The organism is Pseudomonas sp. JAI115, from assembly GCF_014200835.1.
Taxonomy (GTDB): domain Bacteria; phylum Pseudomonadota; class Gammaproteobacteria; order Pseudomonadales; family Pseudomonadaceae; genus Aquipseudomonas; species Aquipseudomonas putida_A.
On record NZ_JACHCY010000002.1, the window covers coordinates 393,737 to 411,104 of the forward strand.

The 17,368-nt window shown below is 60.6% G+C and carries 11 protein-coding genes; 10 read left to right on the plus strand and 1 reads right to left on the minus strand.

Annotation, left to right across the window (positions count from 1 at the left end; all coding sequences use genetic code 11):
• Positions 1-68: 68 nt before the first annotated feature.
• Positions 69-860 carry a phenylalanine 4-monooxygenase gene (gene phhA, locus HDC30_RS06890; protein ID WP_007965510.1) on the minus strand — a complete coding sequence of 264 codons (792 nt, stop codon included), beginning with the start codon at positions 858-860 and terminating at the stop codon, positions 69-71.
• Positions 861-1,244: 384 nt separating this feature from the next.
• On the opposite strand from phhA, the gene HDC30_RS06895 reads away from it, so the two are divergent.
• From HDC30_RS06895 to HDC30_RS06940, 10 genes are all read left to right on the plus strand, one after another.
• Positions 1,245-2,807, plus strand: coding sequence for a sigma-54-dependent transcriptional regulator (locus HDC30_RS06895; RefSeq protein WP_103368131.1), 1,563 nt, complete (start codon positions 1,245-1,247; stop codon positions 2,805-2,807).
• A 373-nt stretch (positions 2,808-3,180) separates the two neighbouring features.
• Positions 3,181-3,921, plus strand: a complete 741-nt coding sequence (locus HDC30_RS06900) for a flagellar basal body rod protein FlgF (RefSeq protein WP_007965507.1) — start codon at positions 3,181-3,183, stop codon at positions 3,919-3,921.
• 45 nt (positions 3,922-3,966) lie between these two features.
• A complete protein-coding gene (gene flgG, locus HDC30_RS06905; RefSeq protein WP_003222804.1) occupies positions 3,967-4,752 on the plus strand; it encodes a flagellar basal-body rod protein FlgG in 786 nt (261 codons plus the stop codon).
• Positions 4,753-4,804: 52 nt separating this feature from the next.
• Positions 4,805-5,500, plus strand: a complete 696-nt coding sequence (flgH, locus tag HDC30_RS06910; protein WP_027613958.1) for a flagellar basal body L-ring protein FlgH — start codon at positions 4,805-4,807, stop codon at positions 5,498-5,500.
• A 27-nt stretch (positions 5,501-5,527) separates the two neighbouring features.
• Positions 5,528-6,616: a flagellar basal body P-ring protein FlgI gene (locus HDC30_RS06915; protein ID WP_161794916.1), complete on the plus strand. Its 1,089-nt coding sequence runs from the start codon at positions 5,528-5,530 to the stop codon at positions 6,614-6,616.
• Positions 6,617-6,627: 11 nt separating this feature from the next.
• Positions 6,628-7,914: a flagellar assembly peptidoglycan hydrolase FlgJ gene (gene flgJ / locus HDC30_RS06920; RefSeq protein WP_098967804.1), complete on the plus strand. Its 1,287-nt coding sequence runs from the start codon at positions 6,628-6,630 to the stop codon at positions 7,912-7,914.
• A 21-nt stretch (positions 7,915-7,935) separates the two neighbouring features.
• Entirely contained in the window at positions 7,936-9,981 is a 2,046-nt protein-coding gene (flgK, locus tag HDC30_RS06925) for a flagellar hook-associated protein FlgK (RefSeq protein ID WP_183781831.1), read from the plus strand.
• 13 nt (positions 9,982-9,994) lie between these two features.
• Positions 9,995-11,566: a flagellar hook-associated protein 3 gene (locus HDC30_RS06930; RefSeq protein WP_183781834.1), complete on the plus strand. Its 1,572-nt coding sequence runs from the start codon at positions 9,995-9,997 to the stop codon at positions 11,564-11,566.
• A gap of 109 nt (positions 11,567-11,675) precedes the next feature.
• A complete protein-coding gene (locus tag HDC30_RS06935) occupies positions 11,676-15,269 on the plus strand; it encodes a glycosyltransferase (RefSeq protein WP_183781837.1) in 3,594 nt (1,197 codons plus the stop codon).
• Positions 15,270-15,505: 236 nt separating this feature from the next.
• Positions 15,506-17,266 (plus strand): calcium-binding protein, encoded by a 1,761-nt coding sequence (locus HDC30_RS06940; protein ID WP_183781840.1) that lies wholly within the window; start codon positions 15,506-15,508, stop codon positions 17,264-17,266.
• The last annotated feature ends 102 nt before the right edge of the window (positions 17,267-17,368 follow it).

Genomic DNA, 17,368 nt, shown 5'->3' on the forward strand with positions numbered 1-17,368 from the left:
GTCAATGCCGTCACGCTAAACCAAAGTGACGGCGACTGACAGACTCAATTCTCAGCAAAAGTCGCGGATCACGCGGCTTTCGGTTTTGGCGGAAACTTCGGTGCGTGCAACCCCAGCTGCATGCCTTGGCGAACCATGGCCATGATGTCTTCATGGGCGACATCGAACAGGCGCTTGAGGTTCGGCAGGACAAAGTACAGCGGCTGCAGAATGTCGATGCGATACGGTGTGCGCATGGCTTCCAGCGGATCGAAGGCCTGATGCTCGGGTTCGTCCGACAGCGAGTAAACGGTTTCCTTCGGCGAGGACAGGATGCCGCCGCCGTAGATGCGTTTGCCTTGCGGGGTGTCGACCAGGCCGAACTCGATGGTCATCCAGTACAGGCGCGCCAGATACACGCGCTCTTCCTTGGTGGCCTGCAGGCCGAGCTTGCCGTAGGTGTGGGTGAATTCGGCGAACCATGGGTTGGTCAGCAGCGGGCAGTGGCCGAAGATCTCGTGAAAAATGTCCGGCTCTTGCAGGTAGTCCAGTTCTTCACGGGTACGAATGAACGTGGCCACCGGAAACTGTTTGCTGGCGAGCAATTCGAAGAAGGTCTGGAAGGGGATCAGTGCCGGGACGCGGGCAACCTGCCAACCGGTGGTCTCACCGAGCACCTTGTTGATCTCGCCCAGCTGCGGAATGCGGTCGTGGGGCAGACCGAGTTTTTCGATACCGTCCAGGTACTCCTGGCACGCCCGACCCTCGATCACTTTCAACTGGCGGGTGATCAGCGTGTTCCACACCGCATGCTCTTCGGCGGGGTAGTCGATAAAACCTTGCGCATCGGGCTCGCGGGCCACGTATTGCGTCTGCTTCATACTGCTCTCCTGCTAGGGGAATTCGTTCTTGTTATGTCCAGCGATGGACTGAGAATTACCCGAGAGTGCGGCGTGATGCAGCAGGTTGAGTGCGTTCCTAGTAGGAACAACCACCGCATTTCGTAAAAAAATCGTTACGCTTTGGCTGATATCGCGCATTTGCGGTGATTTGCAGGTTTGAAAAGGGCTGTGGCTGTCACATAATCTTGACAACTATCTGCGCGCCTCGACAGAAAAGTCTGGCGCTAACACCTGTGGGAGCGAGCCTGCTCGCGAATGCGGTCTGTCTGACACATCTATGCTGAGTTTGCAGCCGCCTTCGCGAGCAGGCTCGCTCCCACAGGTCTGTGTTCAACCTTATTGCTGGTTTGTCGGGTCATTCATATGCGTATCAAAGTCCACTGCCAAAACCGCATCGGCATCCTGCGCGACATCCTCAACCTGCTGGTGGAGTACGGGATCAACGTTGCACGCGGCGAGGTCGGCGGCGAGCACGGCAACGCGATCTATCTGCACTGCCCGAACCTGATCAACATCCAGTTCCAGGCGCTGCGGCCGAAGTTCGAGGCGATTGCCGGGGTGTTTGGGGTCAAACGCGTCGGGCTGATGCCCAGCGAGCGTCGGCACATGGAGTTGAACGCGTTGCTCGGCGCGCTGGAATTCCCGGTGCTGTCGATCGACATGGGCGGCTCGATCGTTGCGGCCAACCGCGCGGCGGCGCAGTTGCTCGGAGTGCGCGTGGATGAAGTGCCGGGGATTCCGCTGTCGCGCTATGCCGAGGATTTCGACCTGCCGGAACTGGTGCGCGCCAACAAATCGCGAATCAACGGCATGCGCGTCAAGGTCAAGGGCGACATCTTTCTCGCCGACATCGCGCCGCTGCAATCGGAGCACGACGACAGCGAAGCCATGGCCGGTGCGGTACTGACCTTGCACCGCGCCGACCGCGTCGGTGAGCGCATCTATAACGTGCGCAAACAGGAATTGCGTGGCTTCGACAGTATCTTCCAGAGCTCGAAAGTGATGGCCGCTGTCGTGCGTGAAGCGCGGCGCATGGCGCCGCTGGATGCGCCGCTATTGATCGAAGGCGAAACCGGCACCGGTAAAGAGTTGCTGGCCCGTGCCTGTCACCTCGCCAGTCCGCGCGGGCAGTCGCCGCTGATGGCGCTTAATTGCGCAGGGCTGCCGGAGTCGATGGCCGAGACCGAACTGTTTGGCTACGGCCCCGGCGCGTTCGAAGGGGCGCGTGCTGAAGGCAAACTCGGTCTGCTGGAGCTGACGGCGGGCGGCACGCTGTTCCTCGATGGCGTCGGTGAAATGAGCCCGCGCTTGCAAGTGAAGTTGCTGCGCTTTCTGCAGGACGGCTGCTTCCGCCGGGTCGGCAGCGACGAAGAGGTGTATCTGGACGTGCGGGTGATCTGCGCGACTCAGGTTGACTTGTCCGAGCTGTGCGCGCGCGGCGAGTTTCGTCAGGATCTGTATCACCGCTTGAACGTGCTGTCGCTGCACATCCCGCCGCTGCGCGAATGCCTCGACGGCTTGACTCCGCTGGTGGAACACTTCCTCGATCAGGCCAGCCGCCAGATCGGTTGTTCGCTGCCGAAACTGGCGCCGGCAGCGATGGATCGCCTCAGTCATTACCACTGGCCGGGCAACGTGCGGCAGCTGGAGAACGTGCTGTTCCAGGCGGTTTCACTGTGCGAGGGCGGCACGGTGAAGGTCGAACACATCCGCCTGCCGGATTACGGCGTGCGTCAGCCGCTTGGCGATTTCTCGCTGGAGGGTGGGCTGGACGAGATCGTCGGGCGTTTTGAGAAAGCCGTACTGGAGCGGCTGTACTCCGAACACCCGAGCAGTCGGCAACTGGGTAAGCGGTTGGGGGTTTCGCATACCACCATCGCTAATAAGCTCCGCCAATACGAAGTTGGTAAGGGTCCCGAGAGTTAACAGCAACACTGTGGTGAAAAGAGCTTTTGTGGTGAGGGGATTTATCCCCGAAGGGTGGCGAAGCAGCCCCAAACCCGGCAAATGCGGTCCATCCGATACACCATCAATGGATGGATTGGGCTGCTGCGCAGCCCATCGGGGATAAATCCCCTCACCACAGGTTCTTTTTCCATCTGCAACAATCGGGATTGCCGCCCAGCGGCATAACACCGCCGGTTTTTCGACTTCGATACATTTCCAATTTCCCCGCAAAACCCCGCAAGTCCTTTGTTTACCGGGCCGCAAGCCGCCAGAAAAAAGTTGGTCTGCAAATTGCTTATGGCTCAGCAGTACAGCGGTGGGCGGCAAACGTCCGGCATGCAGAGGAAAGAGTGTGGACAAGTACCTTTATGTGGCAATGACCGGCGCCAGTCAGAACGCACTGGCGCAAAAGGCCCATGCCAACAACCTGGCGAACATCTCCACCAATGGTTTTCAGCGCGACCTGGAGCAGGCGCGTTCGATGCCGGTGTTCGGTGACAGCTTTCCGGCGCGTGCGTTTGCCATGAGCGAACGGCCCGCCACCGACTTCACCGCCGGTTCGCTGGTGCAGACCGGGCGTGACCTCGACGTCGCCGTGACCGGCAACGGTTTTATTGCCGTGCAGAACCCTAACGGTGGCGAAAGCTACGTGCGCACCGGCAGCCTGAACATCGACGCCCTCGGCGTATTGCGCGCCGGCAACGGCATGCCGGTACTCGGCAACGGCGGTCCGATCGCCGTGCCGCCGGAGCAGCAGGTCGAAGTTGGTGAAGACGGCACCATCAGTATTCGTGCGATGGGCGAAGGCCCGCGCGTCATGGCGGAAGTCGACCGGATCAAACTGGTCAACCCGGACATCAAGAACCTCAACAAAGGCCTCGACGGCTCGATCTACACCAAGGACGGCCAGCCGGCGCCGGCCGATGCCAACGTCAAACTGGTGTCGGGTTTCCTTGAGTCGAGCAACGTCAATGCCGTGGAAGAAATGACCTCGGTGCTGGCCCTGGCCAAGCAGTTCGAGTTGCACGTCAAGATGATGAACACCGCCAAAGACGACGACCAGGCCATGGCTCGGGTCTTGCAGATCAGCTAATTATCAGAACGTCGCGCCGTAAAACAGGCGCACGAGGAGAATCGAATGCTTCCGGCTCTATGGGTTGCCAAAACCGGTCTGTCCGCCCAGGACACCAACCTGACCACCATTTCCAACAACCTGGCGAACGTCTCGACCACGGGTTTCAAACGTGACCGTGCCGAGTTCCAGGACCTGCTGTATCAGATCAAGCGTCAGCCAGGCGCCCAGTCGACCCAGGACAGCGAACTGCCGTCGGGTCTGCAACTGGGTACCGGTGTGCGCATCGTCGGCACCCAGAAAAACTTCACCGCCGGCAGCCTGCAAACCACCGAGCAGCCGCTGGACATGGCCATCGACGGTCGCGGTTTCTTCCAGATCCTGCAGCCGGACGGCACCACGTCCTACACCCGTGACGGTACTTTCCACCTCGACTCCAACGGTCAGATCGTCAACGCCAGCGGTTTCGCCCTGGAACCGGCCATCGTCATCCCGAACAACGCGCAGAGCTTCACTGTCGGCACCGACGGCACCGTGTCGATCACAGTGCCAGGCAACCCGGCCGCTCAGGTGATCGGCAACCTGCAAACCGCCGACTTCATCAACCCGGCCGGTCTGCAGGCAGTGGGCAACAACCTGTTCCTGGAAACCGCTGCTTCCGGCGCGCCGCAAATCGGCACCCCGGGCCTGAACGGTTTCGGTACCACGCTGCAGAACACCCTGGAAGGTTCCAACGTCAGCACCGTTGAAGAGATGGTCAACATGATCACCACTCAGCGCGCTTACGAGATGAACTCCAAGGTGATTTCCACCGCCGACCAGATGCTCTCGTTCGTAACGCAGAATCTGTAATCAAGTCTATGGGGCGGCCATGAGGTCGCCAGCAACACCGTGAGGTAGGGTCATGAAACGCTTCGTATCTGTTCTGGCATTGGGTGGGGTCGTCTCGCTCGCGGGCTGCGTCGCACCGACGCCCAAGCCCAATGACCCTTATTACGCTCCGGTGTTGCCACGCACGCCATTGCCGTCTGCGGCCAACAACGGCTCGATCTATCAGGCCGGCTTCGAGCAGAACCTGTACAGCGACCGCAAGGCATTCCGGGTCGGTGACATCATCACCATCACCCTGAACGAGAAGACTCAGGCCAGCAAAAACGCCAACTCGCAAGTGGCCAAGAACAGCAAGACCGGCATCGGCCTGACTTCGCTGTTCGGCGGCAGTGGCACCACCAACAACCCGTTGGGTGGCAATGACCTGAGCCTCGACGTCGGCTACAGCGGCGACCGTGCGACCAAGGGCGACAGCAAGGCGGCGCAGGGCAACACCCTGACCGGCTCGATCACCGTGACCGTGGCCGATGTGCTTCCCAATGGCATCATCGCCGTGCGCGGCGAGAAGTGGATGACCCTCAACACCGGCGACGAGCTGGTGCGCATCGCCGGTCTCGTGCGTGCCGATGACATCGCCACCGACAACACCGTGTCGTCGACCCGTGTCGCCGATGCGCGCATCACCTACTCGGGCACCGGTTCGTTTGCCGATGCGAGTCAGCCAGGCTGGTTCGACCGTTTCTTCCTCAGCCCGCTGTTCCCTTTCTAGGTGGCGACTTTGAATTTCAAGAGCCTCATGCTGGCTGCGGCCCTGTTGTCCGCAGCCTTTGGTGCCCACGCCGAGCGGCTGAAAGATATCGCCAGCATTTCCGGCGTGCGTTCCAACCAGTTGATCGGTTACGGCCTGGTGGTCGGGCTTAACGGCACCGGTGACCAGACGACGCAGACACCGTTCACTCTACAGACCTTCAACAACATGCTGTCGCAGTTCGGCATCAAGGTGCCGCCGGGATCGGGCAACGTGCAGTTGAAAAACGTCGCAGCGGTGTCGGTGAGTGCCGATCTGCCGGCGTTCGCCAAACCGGGGCAGCAGGTCGACATCACCGTTTCTTCGATCGGTAACTCCAAGAGCCTGCGCGGCGGTACCCTGTTGCTGACCCCGCTCAAGGGTATCGACGGCAACGTCTACGCCATCGCCCAGGGCAACCTGGTGGTCGGTGGTTTCGATGCCGAAGGTCGTGACGGTTCGAAGATCACCGTCAACGTTCCGTCGGCCGGTCGCATCCCGGGCGGTGCGTCGGTTGAACGTTCGGTACCGAGCGGTTTCAACCAGGGCAACAGCCTGACGCTGAACCTCAACCGTTCCGACTTCACCACCGCCAAGCGCATCGTCGACAAGATCAACGACATGCTCGGCCCTGGCGTGGCGCAAGCCATCGACGGCGGTTCGATTCGTGTGACCGCGCCGCTCGATCCGAGCCAGCGCGTCGACTACCTGTCGATCCTCGAAAACCTTGAAGTCGATCCGGGTCAGGCGGTGGCGAAAGTCATCATCAACTCGCGCACCGGCACCATCGTCATCGGCCAGAACGTGAAAGTCTCGCCGGCCGCCGTGACCCACGGCAGTCTGACCGTGACCATCACCGAAGACCCGATCGTCAGCCAGCCGGGCCCGCTGTCCAATGGGCAGACGGCCGTCGTGCCACGTTCGCGGGTCAACGCCCAGCAGGAAGCCAAGCCGATGTTCAAGTTCGGCCCGGGCACCACCCTCGACGAAATCGTGCGGGCGGTGAACCAGGTTGGCGCGGCACCGGGTGACCTGATGGCCATTCTCGAAGCACTGAAGCAGGCCGGCGCGTTGCAAGCCGACCTGATCGTGATCTGAGGACGCCGACCATGGATATGCGCAAAGGCAGTCTGGTGGGCACGGGCGATTCGGGTTCGTACTCCGACCTCAATCGTCTGAACCAGCTCAAGGTCGGCGACAAAAACAGCGATGCGAACATGCGCAAAGTGGCGCAGGAATTCGAATCGCTGTTCCTTGGCGAAATGCTCAAGTCGATGCGTTCGGCCACTGAGGCATTGGGTAAAGACAACCCGATGAACACCCCGGCGGCCAAGCAATATCAGGAAATGTACGACCAGCAACTGGCGGTGTCGCTGTCCCGCGAGGGCGGTGGTATCGGTCTGGCCGACGTGCTGATGAAGCAGATGTCGAGGAACAAACCGCTGGCACCGGGTGAGGCTGCGGCCGCGTCCGCTGCCAAGCAGGAAGCGGCGAAAGCCGCTGCGGTGCAGACCCCGATTGCCGCCGGCACCACCGCCACCAATGGGCCGTTATCGCGGCTCAATGGCGAGCGTCCGTTGTGGGCCTCGCGTTCCGGGCGTGTGGCTACTACCGAAGCCTCGCACAGCAATGACATGGCAATGATCAACAAGCGTCGTCTGGCATTGCCGCCGAAACTGGCCGATCGTTTGCTCGCCGGTCTGGTGCCGTCCGCCACGCCGACCGCCACCAATGCCTTGCCACAACGTGCCGTGACCACGGCCGCCACCGGCGCCGGCCCGCTGTACAACGGCGACTGGCTGAGCCGTGCCGAAGACGCCAAGGCGTCCGGCGGGCAGATGCAGATTTACGGTCGGGCGATGGCGCAGATTCCGCTGGCGCCGGCCAAGCGCGCTTTCAGCTCCGCCGACGAATTCGTCAACACCATGTTGCCAATGGCCAAAGAAGCCGCCGCGCGTATTGGCGTCGATCCGCGTTATCTGGTGGCGCAAGCCGCACTGGAAACCGGCTGGGGCAAATCGGTCATGCGTGCCCAGGATGGCAGCAGCAGTCACAACCTGTTCGGCATCAAGGCCAGCAGCAACTGGACCGGCGATTCGGCCCGGGCAATCACCAGCGAGTTCCGCAACGGGCAGATGGTCAAGGAGACGGCGCAGTTCCGTTCCTATGCCTCGTACAAGGACAGTTTCCACGATCTGGTGACTTTGCTGCAGACCAACAATCGCTATCAAGATGTGGTGAAGTCGGCCGATAACCCAGAACAGTTTGTACGCGAGTTGCAAAAGGCCGGTTACGCGACCGACCCGAACTACGCGACGAAGATTTCGCAGATAGCCAAGCAGATGAACAGTTTCGAAAACTACGCTGCGGCCGGCGTTTCAACAACGCCTCTATAAACACACGGTAAGGTTTGAATCATGAGTTTGCTCAATATCGGGATGTCGGGGTTGTCCGCGAGTTCTTCCTCTCTCGCGACCACAGGTAACAACATTGCCAACGTCGACACCGCCGGGTATTCACGCCAGCAAACCGTGCAGAGCACCAAGTCATCGCAGCAGTTCGGCAACGTCTTCATCGGTACGGGGACGACCCTGGCCGATGTGCGCCGGGTCTACAACTCTTACCTCGAAAACCAGCTGCATACCGCCACCTCGCTCGATAGCGAAGCGGCTGCGTACGGTGCCCAGGCCACTGCGCTGGATGCCTCGATGTCCGATACCAACACCGGCCTGACCGGTGTGCTGCAAAAGTTCTTTACCTCGATGCAGGGCGTGGCGACCTCGGCCACTGATGACACCTCCCGTCAGTCGGTGCTGACCGGTGCGCAGGCCCTGACCAGCCGTTTCAATGCGCTGGCCAAACAGCTGAACGATCAGAACACCACGATCAATGGCAACCTGGGCGACATGACGTCCCAGGTCAACAAGCTGGCGACTTCGATTGCCAACCTGAACCAGAAGATCGGCGAGATTTCCACCAGCGGCGGCCAGCCGAACGATTTGCTCGACAGTCGTAACGAAGCGGTGCGCCAGCTCTCCGAGCTGACCGGGGCGCAGGTTGTCGAACGTGGCACCAGTTTTGACGTGTACATCGGCACCGGCCAGCCGCTGGTGATCGGCAACACCACCAACACCCTGAGCACCGTGCCGAGCAAGGACGATCCGACGCGCATGGCCATTCAGCTGGACCGCGGCTCAAGCGTGATCGACATCACGTCGGCCATGAGCGGTGGCGAAATCGGTGGCCTGCTGACCTATCGCAAAGAAGTGCTCGACCCTTCGCTCAATGAGTTGGGGCGTGTCGCGCTGGTAGTGGCCGATCAGGTCAACAGCCAACAAGCCCAGGGTATCGACAAGAACGGTGACTTCGGCGCCGCGATCTTCAACAACATCAACAGTGCCGCACTGGTCAGTCAGCGCAGCATTGCGCAGTCGACCAATAGCGCCGGCTCGGGCAACCTCGATGTCACCATCAAGGACACCGGCAAGCTGACCACCAGCGATTATCAGGTGACCTTCACCAGCGCCACCAACTATTCGGTCAAGCGCTCCGATGGCACCGACATGGGCTCGTTCAGCACCACGACCACGCCACCGCCAGTGATCGACGGCTTCACCCTGGCCCTCAACGGCGGGGCGCTGAGCGCGGGCGACACGTTCAAGGTGACGCCGACCCGTAACGCGGCAAGCACTATTCAGACCGTGCTGACCGATCCGAAGAAAATCGCTGCGGCAGCGCCGTTGACCGGCGTGGCCAGTGCGAACAATTCGGGTACCTACACCCAGCCGACGCTGACTGATTCGTTCGACATCTACAACCCGGCGTCGCAGACCGAGTTGCAGAATGCGCTCAAGTATTCGACGCCGGTCAAACTGGTGTTCGGTGCGGTCGCCAGCGGCAGCCAGTCGTACAACATGGTCGACGCCAAGGGCAACACCATCGGTTCGGGCACCATCGTGCCGGGGCAGGCCAACACCTTGAACCTCAAGGTCGGCATGGTCGACTCCACCGGTGCTCCGGTGATGGACACCACGGTCACGCCGAACGTGCAGAAGACCTTCACCGTACAGACCACCGTGGGCGCGACGCCGAAGTCCGGCGAAACCTTCACCATCAACCTGACCGGCGCGGCGTCTTCGGACAACCGCAACGCACAGACACTGGTTGGCCTGCAGACCAAGCAGACCGTGGACACCGGCAGCGGCAGCAAGGGCATCAGCCTGACCGACGCCTACAACAAACTGGTGACCAACGTCGGTACCAAGGCTGCGCAGAGTAAGTCCGACAATGAAGCCACCTCGGTGATCCTCGATCAGGCCAAGGGCGCGCGTGATTCGCTGTCCCAGGTCAACCTCGATGAAGAGACCGGCAACCTGGTCAAGTATCAGCAGTACTACACAGCGTCTTCGCAGATCATCAAAGCTGCGCAGGAAACTTTCGCCACGCTGATCAACAGTCTTTAAGGAGTCGTAATTCATGCGCATTTCCACCGCCCAGTATTACGCGACGCAAGCTGCTCAATATCAGCGCAACTACAGCAAGACGGTCGCGACCGCCAACGAAGCGAGCAGCCTGCAGCGCATCAACACCGCTGCCGACGATCCGATCGGCGCCGGTCGCCTGCTCAAGCTGGGTCAGCAAAGTGCGATGCTCGACCAGTATCAGGGCAACATCGACACCACCAAGAGCTCGCTGACCGTGCAGGAGTCGACGTTGAACTCCATCACCACGGCTCTGCAGCGCGCCAAGGAAATCGGCCTGGCCGCCAACAACGGTATCGCTACCGACGACAACCGCAAGGCGTACGCGGCGGAACTGAGCCAGATCCAGCAACAAGTGCTGGGCCTGATGAACTCCAAGGATGCCAACGGCAACTACCTGTTCTCCGGTTCCAAGACCGATACCGCGCCGTACTCGCAAAACGTCGACGGCACCTACACCTATAACGGTGACCAGACCCAGATCAACCTGGGCATTGGCGACGGTATGTCGGTCGCGACCAATACCACCGGTTGGGACGCCTTCCAGCAGACCATCAACACCAGCCGCACCCAGACCAGCATGACCGCTCCGGCGCTGGATGACGGTCGTGTGGTGCTGTCCAACGGTACGGTCGGCACCGCAGCGACCTACAACGCCAAGTTCACGGCGGGCCAGCCATACACCGTGGATTTCATCAGCAGCACGCAGTTGAAAATCACCGATGCCCTGGGCAACGACGTGACGTCCGAGGCCAGCCAGAACGGCCTGATCAGCAACAGCAATGGTGCCAACCAGACCGTCAGCTTCCGTGGCGTCGACATGAAGTTGAACATCAACCTCAAGGCCGGCGACACCAACCCGGATGCGGTCATCGCCGGTCACAGCTTCCAGCTGTCGGCCACACCTGACTCGTTCACCACCGCGCGCAGCCCGGGCAACCCGTCGACGGCGGTCATCACCGGCTCCAGCGTGACCAACCAGGCGGCGTACAGCGCGGCCTTCCCGTCGGGCGGCGGCGCGGTGCTGAAGTTCACCAGCGCCACCGATTTCGACCTGTACGCGGCCCCTGTGACCGCTGACAGCAAACCGGTGTCATCGGGCACCATGGTCGGCAGCAACGCCACGGCCGCCGGTGTGACCTTCGCGATTGGCGGTACGCCGGGTGCGGGCGATCAGTTCTCGATTCAGTCCAACAACCACCAGACCCAGAACGTGCTCGACACCCTGGGGCAGATGGTCACGGCGCTGAACATGCCGGTCGATGGTGATCCGGTAGCCAAGCAGAAATTCCAGGGGGCCATGGAGTCGGCGCTGGGCAACATCGACAGCGCCTCCAACCAGATTGGCGCTGCGGTGACCTCGATCGGTGCGCGCGGTCAGTCGCTGGATGACCAGGACACCACCAACCAGAGCCTGATCCAGGCCAACACCACGACCCAGGGTTCGATCCGTGATTCGGATCCGGCCGAGGTGATGACCCGCCTGACGTTGCAGCAGACCATGCTGCAAGCCTCGCAACTGGCGTTCAGCAAGATCAGTCAGTTGGGTCTGTTCAACAAGATCTGACATTGGACGGGCGCGCAGGCGCCCGTTTGTCTCGTCCTTCAGTTAATGTTTTTTTGCGGTTTCATGGGCTCGCTTTACCGAGCGGGCTCGTACCGCCTGTGAGCCCGCCGTGAATCCACTTCCTCTCGTCAGTCTGGTCATTCCCGCCTTCAATCCGCGCTTCTTCGAGCGGACCTTGAACAGTGCGGTGAGCCAGACTTATGGCCAACTCGAAATCATCGTTTGCGACGACAGCCGCGGCAGCGAGATTGAAGCCATCGTTGCGGCGGTAGTCGAGCAGTCCGGCGTCGCCGTGCGTTACGTGCGCAATCCGCGCACCCTGGGCATGGTCGGCAATCTCAAGGCCTGCCTGGAACAGGCGCAGGGCCAATTGGTCAAATTTCTGTGCGACGACGACCATCTCTACGCCGCCTGTGTTGAACAGCAAGCGCAGGAAATGGTGCGTGAGGAAGTCCGGCTGGTGCTGGCTCAGCGTCTGTTCTGGGACGCTGACGACATCATTCTTCCAGCGCGTCTGGAAAACACTTCGCTGTCTCCGCTCAGTGGCTTGTTCAAGGGCGACGACCTGCTGGGCATCTTTGAGAAGTTTCCAGTCAATGTGCTGGGTGGGTTCACCAATGCGCTGTTTCGCCGGGAAGATCTTGTCGAGTTGCTGCCGGCGTTGACCCAGGAAGGCCACTGCTTTGTGGCAACCCTGGATTTCGCGCTGTTCGTCTGTCTGATGCGGCGCGGCAATGTGGCGGTGTCCAACAATGTGCTGAGTGCCGAGCGACTGTACCCGGAGCGCCTGTGCGCCCAGCAGTCGATGAAAGATGCGGTTGAAGTCGAGCGCGAGTGGATTCTGCAAATGCTCAAGGCGCGCAGCGGCGAATCTGCGCCTGCGCCGGGTTGGGTTCGCTACATCCCGCTGACCAAGGCTGATGAGACACCCCGGGTCTGGGAAGAGCTGCCTCTGAGCCGCACCCTGGGTACCAAACAAAGTCGCCAGGAGTGGTGTGTCGGCATCGACAGCTGGAGTTTTGCCGAGCTTTATGCGCAATGGCTGGAGTGCCGGGTGCTCACCGAGGGGCAGCGCAAGTTGCTGCCGGAGACCCTGGCTGGCTGGTCGCATCAGCCGCGCATCGTCCCGATCGTCATCGATCGCGACGGCAGTCGCGACGGTGTCGAGCGCACGCTGGAGGCGCTTGCCGCACAGGATTATCTGCCGGAGTTGATTCTGGTGCTGTCCGCTGCCTGTTCCGAGGCCGAGCTCGATGGTCGGGTGTTCCGCATGCCGTTGCAGGACGACGGACTGGAGCAGATCAATGCATTGTTACCGCAACTGGAAGGGGCCGACTGGTTCTACCTGTTGCAGGCCGGCGATCGTCCGGTGGTGCCGGCGTTGTTGATCATGGCCGAGCGCATCGCCCATTCTCCGGCGCTGACGTGTCTGTACAGCGATGAAGGCAGCCTGCGCAACGGCGAATCGGCGGAGCCTGCGTTCAAACCGGATTTCAACCTCGACCTGCTGCGCAGTTACCCGTACGTCGGGCGCGCGCTGGCGTTCAAGCGCGAACGCTTTCTGGCGCTGGGCGGATTCGCGGCGACGTTCGCCGAACTGGCCCCCCACGACGTGCTGTGGCGCATGGTCGAGAGTGATGGTACGCAGGTGGTCGGGCATGTCGCCGAAGTTCTGCTGCAATCGCCCTTCGATCTGTCCGCCTGGCTCGCCGCTCCGGCGGTCATCGAGCAGAATCCGCGTGTACTCGAGGCCCATCTGCAGCGCCTGGGGATTGCCCACGACATCCGCCGTGGCAGTTCCGGGTTGCTCAATCGTGTCGACTATCGCCATGCCCGGCGTCCGCTGGTGTCGATCATTATTGTGACCAAGGACCAGACGGTTGCCTTGCAGCGCTGCGTCGAGACGCTGTTGGAGAAGACCGCTTACTCCGAGTACGAGTTGTTGCTGGTCGACAACGGCAGCGAAAGCACCGAAGCGCGGGCCTGGCTGGACGGTATGGCAGAGCTGGGCGGCGAGCGGATTCGTGTCCTGAACTACCCGCAGCAGGGCAACGCAGCGGCGCTGCATAATTTTGCGGTAGGGCAGGCGCGTGGTGAATACGTGCTGCTGCTCAATTCGTTTGCGGTAATCACCCAGGCCGACTGGCTCGACGAATTGCTCAATCATGCGCAGCGTCCGGAAGTCGGCGTGGTCGGCGCCAAGCTGTTCAATCCTGATGGGTGCGTGCTGCACGCGGGTCTGATTCTTGGTCTGCAAGGTGCAGTGGGTTTGCCGTTCTATGGTCAGTCGTTGCAGTCGGATGGTTACATGTTCCGGCTGCAAGCGGTCCATGACCTGAGTGCCGTCAGTGGCGATTGCCTGATGGTGCGCAAGGCGGTTTATGAAGCTGTCGCCGGTCTCGATGAGCAAGCGCTGAAACAGGCGCTGAATGTCGTGGATCTGTGCCTGCGAATCGGTCAGGAAGGATACCTGGTGGTGTGGACCCCTTATGCCTTGCTGGCACTGGGCGCACGCCCCAGTGTCCAGGCGACGGCAGAAGAGGAGCAATTGCAGCTTCAGGAGCAGGAAACCTTCTACCAGCGCTGGTTGCCGCGCATTGCCCGTGATCCGGCCTTCAACGTCAATTTGTCGTTGCAGGGTGTCGGTGCGACGAGCTTCAGCCTGGAACCGGGCCTGCGTACCGGCTGGAGTGCATTTTCCCGGGCGCAGTTGCCGAACGTGCTTGCCGTGCCGATCAACGCCTCGGCCATCGGTCACTACCGCATGAGCCAGCCGCTGATCGAACTGGAAGCGGCCAACCGCGCTGAAGGGCGGATTTGCTATGGACTGCCGTCGATCATTGATATCGAGCGTCAGTCCCCGGACGTGATTGTGCTGCAGGGGCGTTATTCGCAGGGTGCCATTGATGAGATTCCGCCACTGAAGAAATTCAGTCATGCCCGGCGCATCTTTGAGCTTGATGACTATGTGATCGACGTTCCTCATCGCAATGCGCATATTCGCAACATGCCCAATAAACAGGAAATGGAGCGGATGGTGCGCAGTGCGATCAGCCTGTGTGATCGGGTGGTGGTATCGACCCAGCCACTGGCCAATGCATTGTCGGACATGCACCACGACATTCGCGTCGTCCCCAACATGCTCGCGCGCAACTTGTGGACTGACTTGCGCAGCCAGCGCCGCACTTCGAAAAAACCACGGGTCGGCTGGGGCGGTGGGACCAGTCACCACGGCGACCTGGCGGTGATCGCCGATGTCGTGCGTGAGCTGGCCAACGAAGTCGACTGGGTATTCTTCGGCATGTGCCCGGATGATCTGCGTCCGTACATGCATGAATTCCACGGGGTAATCCCGTTGGAAGTGTACCCGGCCAAACTGGCAAGCCTGAATCTCGATCTGGCGCTGGCGCCACTGGAATTCCACATCTTCAACGACTGCAAGAGCAACCTGCGTCTGCTGGAGTACGGCGCCTGCGGTTACCCGGTGATCTGCACCGATACCGAGGCCTATCGCGGCTACCTGCCGTGCACCCGGGTCAAGACCAACAGCACCGATGAATGGCTGCAGGCGATCCGCATGCACCTGGCCGACCCGGATGCCAGCTACCGCATGGGGGATCAGTTGCGTGAGGTGGTGTTGCGTGACTACGTGTTGCGTGGCGACAACTTGCGTTACTGGGAGAATGGCTGGCTGGCGGATTGATTGAATCGCGTACGGACCTCTGAGAAACAGGCGACTTTCGAGTTGCCTGTTTTTTTTTGCGTGGCGAAAAGTTTTTGTATCAAGCCCGATACTTTTTTTGGCGGCGGGCTCAAGCAGCGGGATTTTTCTGTCGATACCTTTCCATGCGCTCAATTGGCACGGTCAGCGAAGACCTGTCCGGCCAGCGTCTGAGGTGACCGATTTCCGGATTCGACAACAACGCAAGGAAGAAGCAAATGGCAGTAGTAAATGGAACGAGTGAAGCGGATGTCCTGTCGGGCACCGAGGGCAATGACGAACTCCATGGACTGGAGTCCGACGATCAACTGCTGGCCAGTGCAGGATCCGACCTGCTCGACGGTGGTGAAGGTTTTGACACGGCGAACTATTACGCAATGGGGTCGGGAGTCAGCGTCGAGTTTGGCACCGGTGCGGCAACGGTCGCAGGGTCTGACGGCAAGGTCGATACGCTGGTGTCGGTGGAGAAGGTGGCCGGCAGTTACCACAAGGACACGTTTACCGTTTCGGTGGGTGGGGTGACGCTGGACGGCAGCGGCGGTGATGATCTGTACATCGTCGACGCCGAAGGCGTGACCCTCGTTGAAGAAAACTACGGTGGCTACGACGAACTGCGCACCAGCCTCAACACGATCAAGATGGATCCGTTCATCGAGAAGCTGACCTTTACCGGTACCGGCAATTTCAAGGGTTACGGCAACGCCAGTGACAACGAGATCATCGGCGGTGCGGGCAATGACTGGCTGTGGGGTGGTGCCGGTGCCGACCACTTCGTCGGTGGCGATGGTTACGATACCGTCAGCTACACCGACAGCCTTGAAGGTGTTCGGGTTCTGGACTTTGCCAACTACGATGGCTTGACCATTGCCTATGGCGATACGTTCACCGGCATCGAGGCAATCCAGGGATCGAATTTCGATGACGAGGTGTACCTGCTCGATAACGCCATGACCGTGGATGGCGCCGATGGCTATGACACCGTGAGCTATCGCCAATCCTGGGATGGCGTCAGCATCGACATCGGCCAGCGTGCCGGTGCTGCGGGTGTCACGTTGCTGAACGTGGAGAAGGTCATCGGCACATCGTTCGCTGACCAATTCACGGCCAACATCGCGGGCGTGACGCTGGAAGGTGGAATGGGCGACGATGTGTACACCATCAACAGCACCGGTGTCAGCATCGTCGAGACAGACCTCTTTGGTGGCATCGACCATGTGTACACCAGCCTGTCGTCGCTGCACATGGACCCCTTCATTGAAAAAATGACGTATACCGGCACCGCAGACTTCACGGGCTACGGCAATGACGGGGACAACGTCATCGCTTCGGGCGCCGGCAACGACGTCCTGTTCGGCGGCGCGGGTGGCGATCGCTTCGAAGGCGGAGCCGGTGTCGACACCGTCAGCTACGAAGTCAGCACTGAGGGTTTGAGTGTCTCTCTCGGCTGGGGCCCGCAGAGCGGGATCGCTCTTTACGACACGTACATCGACATCGAAAACCTGCGTGGCAGCCATTTCAATGATGTGCTGCAAGGTGATTGGGGCGACAACATTCTGGAGGGCGGTGCGGGCGACGATTTCATTCAGGGTGGCGCAGGTGCGGACATTCTTTATGGAGGCCTGGCATCCGGTCTGGATGGCGAGGCGCCACAGAACGATACGCTGATTGGTGGCGATGGTGATGACACCTATGTGGTGAATGCCCCAGGCCTGGTATCCATTCAGGATATGGCGAGCAGCTACAACGACACCCTGATCATGAACACCATTGCCAACCTCAGTCAGTTGAGCGTCACGCGCGTCGGCGACGATGCCTACCTGCACGGCGCCAATGACGGCAGCAGCGGTGTGCCGGCCAATGGCGTGAAACTGGTGGACTGGTATGTGGGTGGGTATAACAACATCGAACATCTGCAGACCGCTGACGGCCAGTCCTACGACCTGCCTGCCACGATCGATGGATTCGCGATGTTTGGCTGATCCGTCCGATTCATTGAAGTAGCTTGATGAAAGGGATGATTCCGGCAACGGACTCATCCCTTTTTCATGCCTTGAATTCCCGCCGACGCAGCGCTCGCGGAG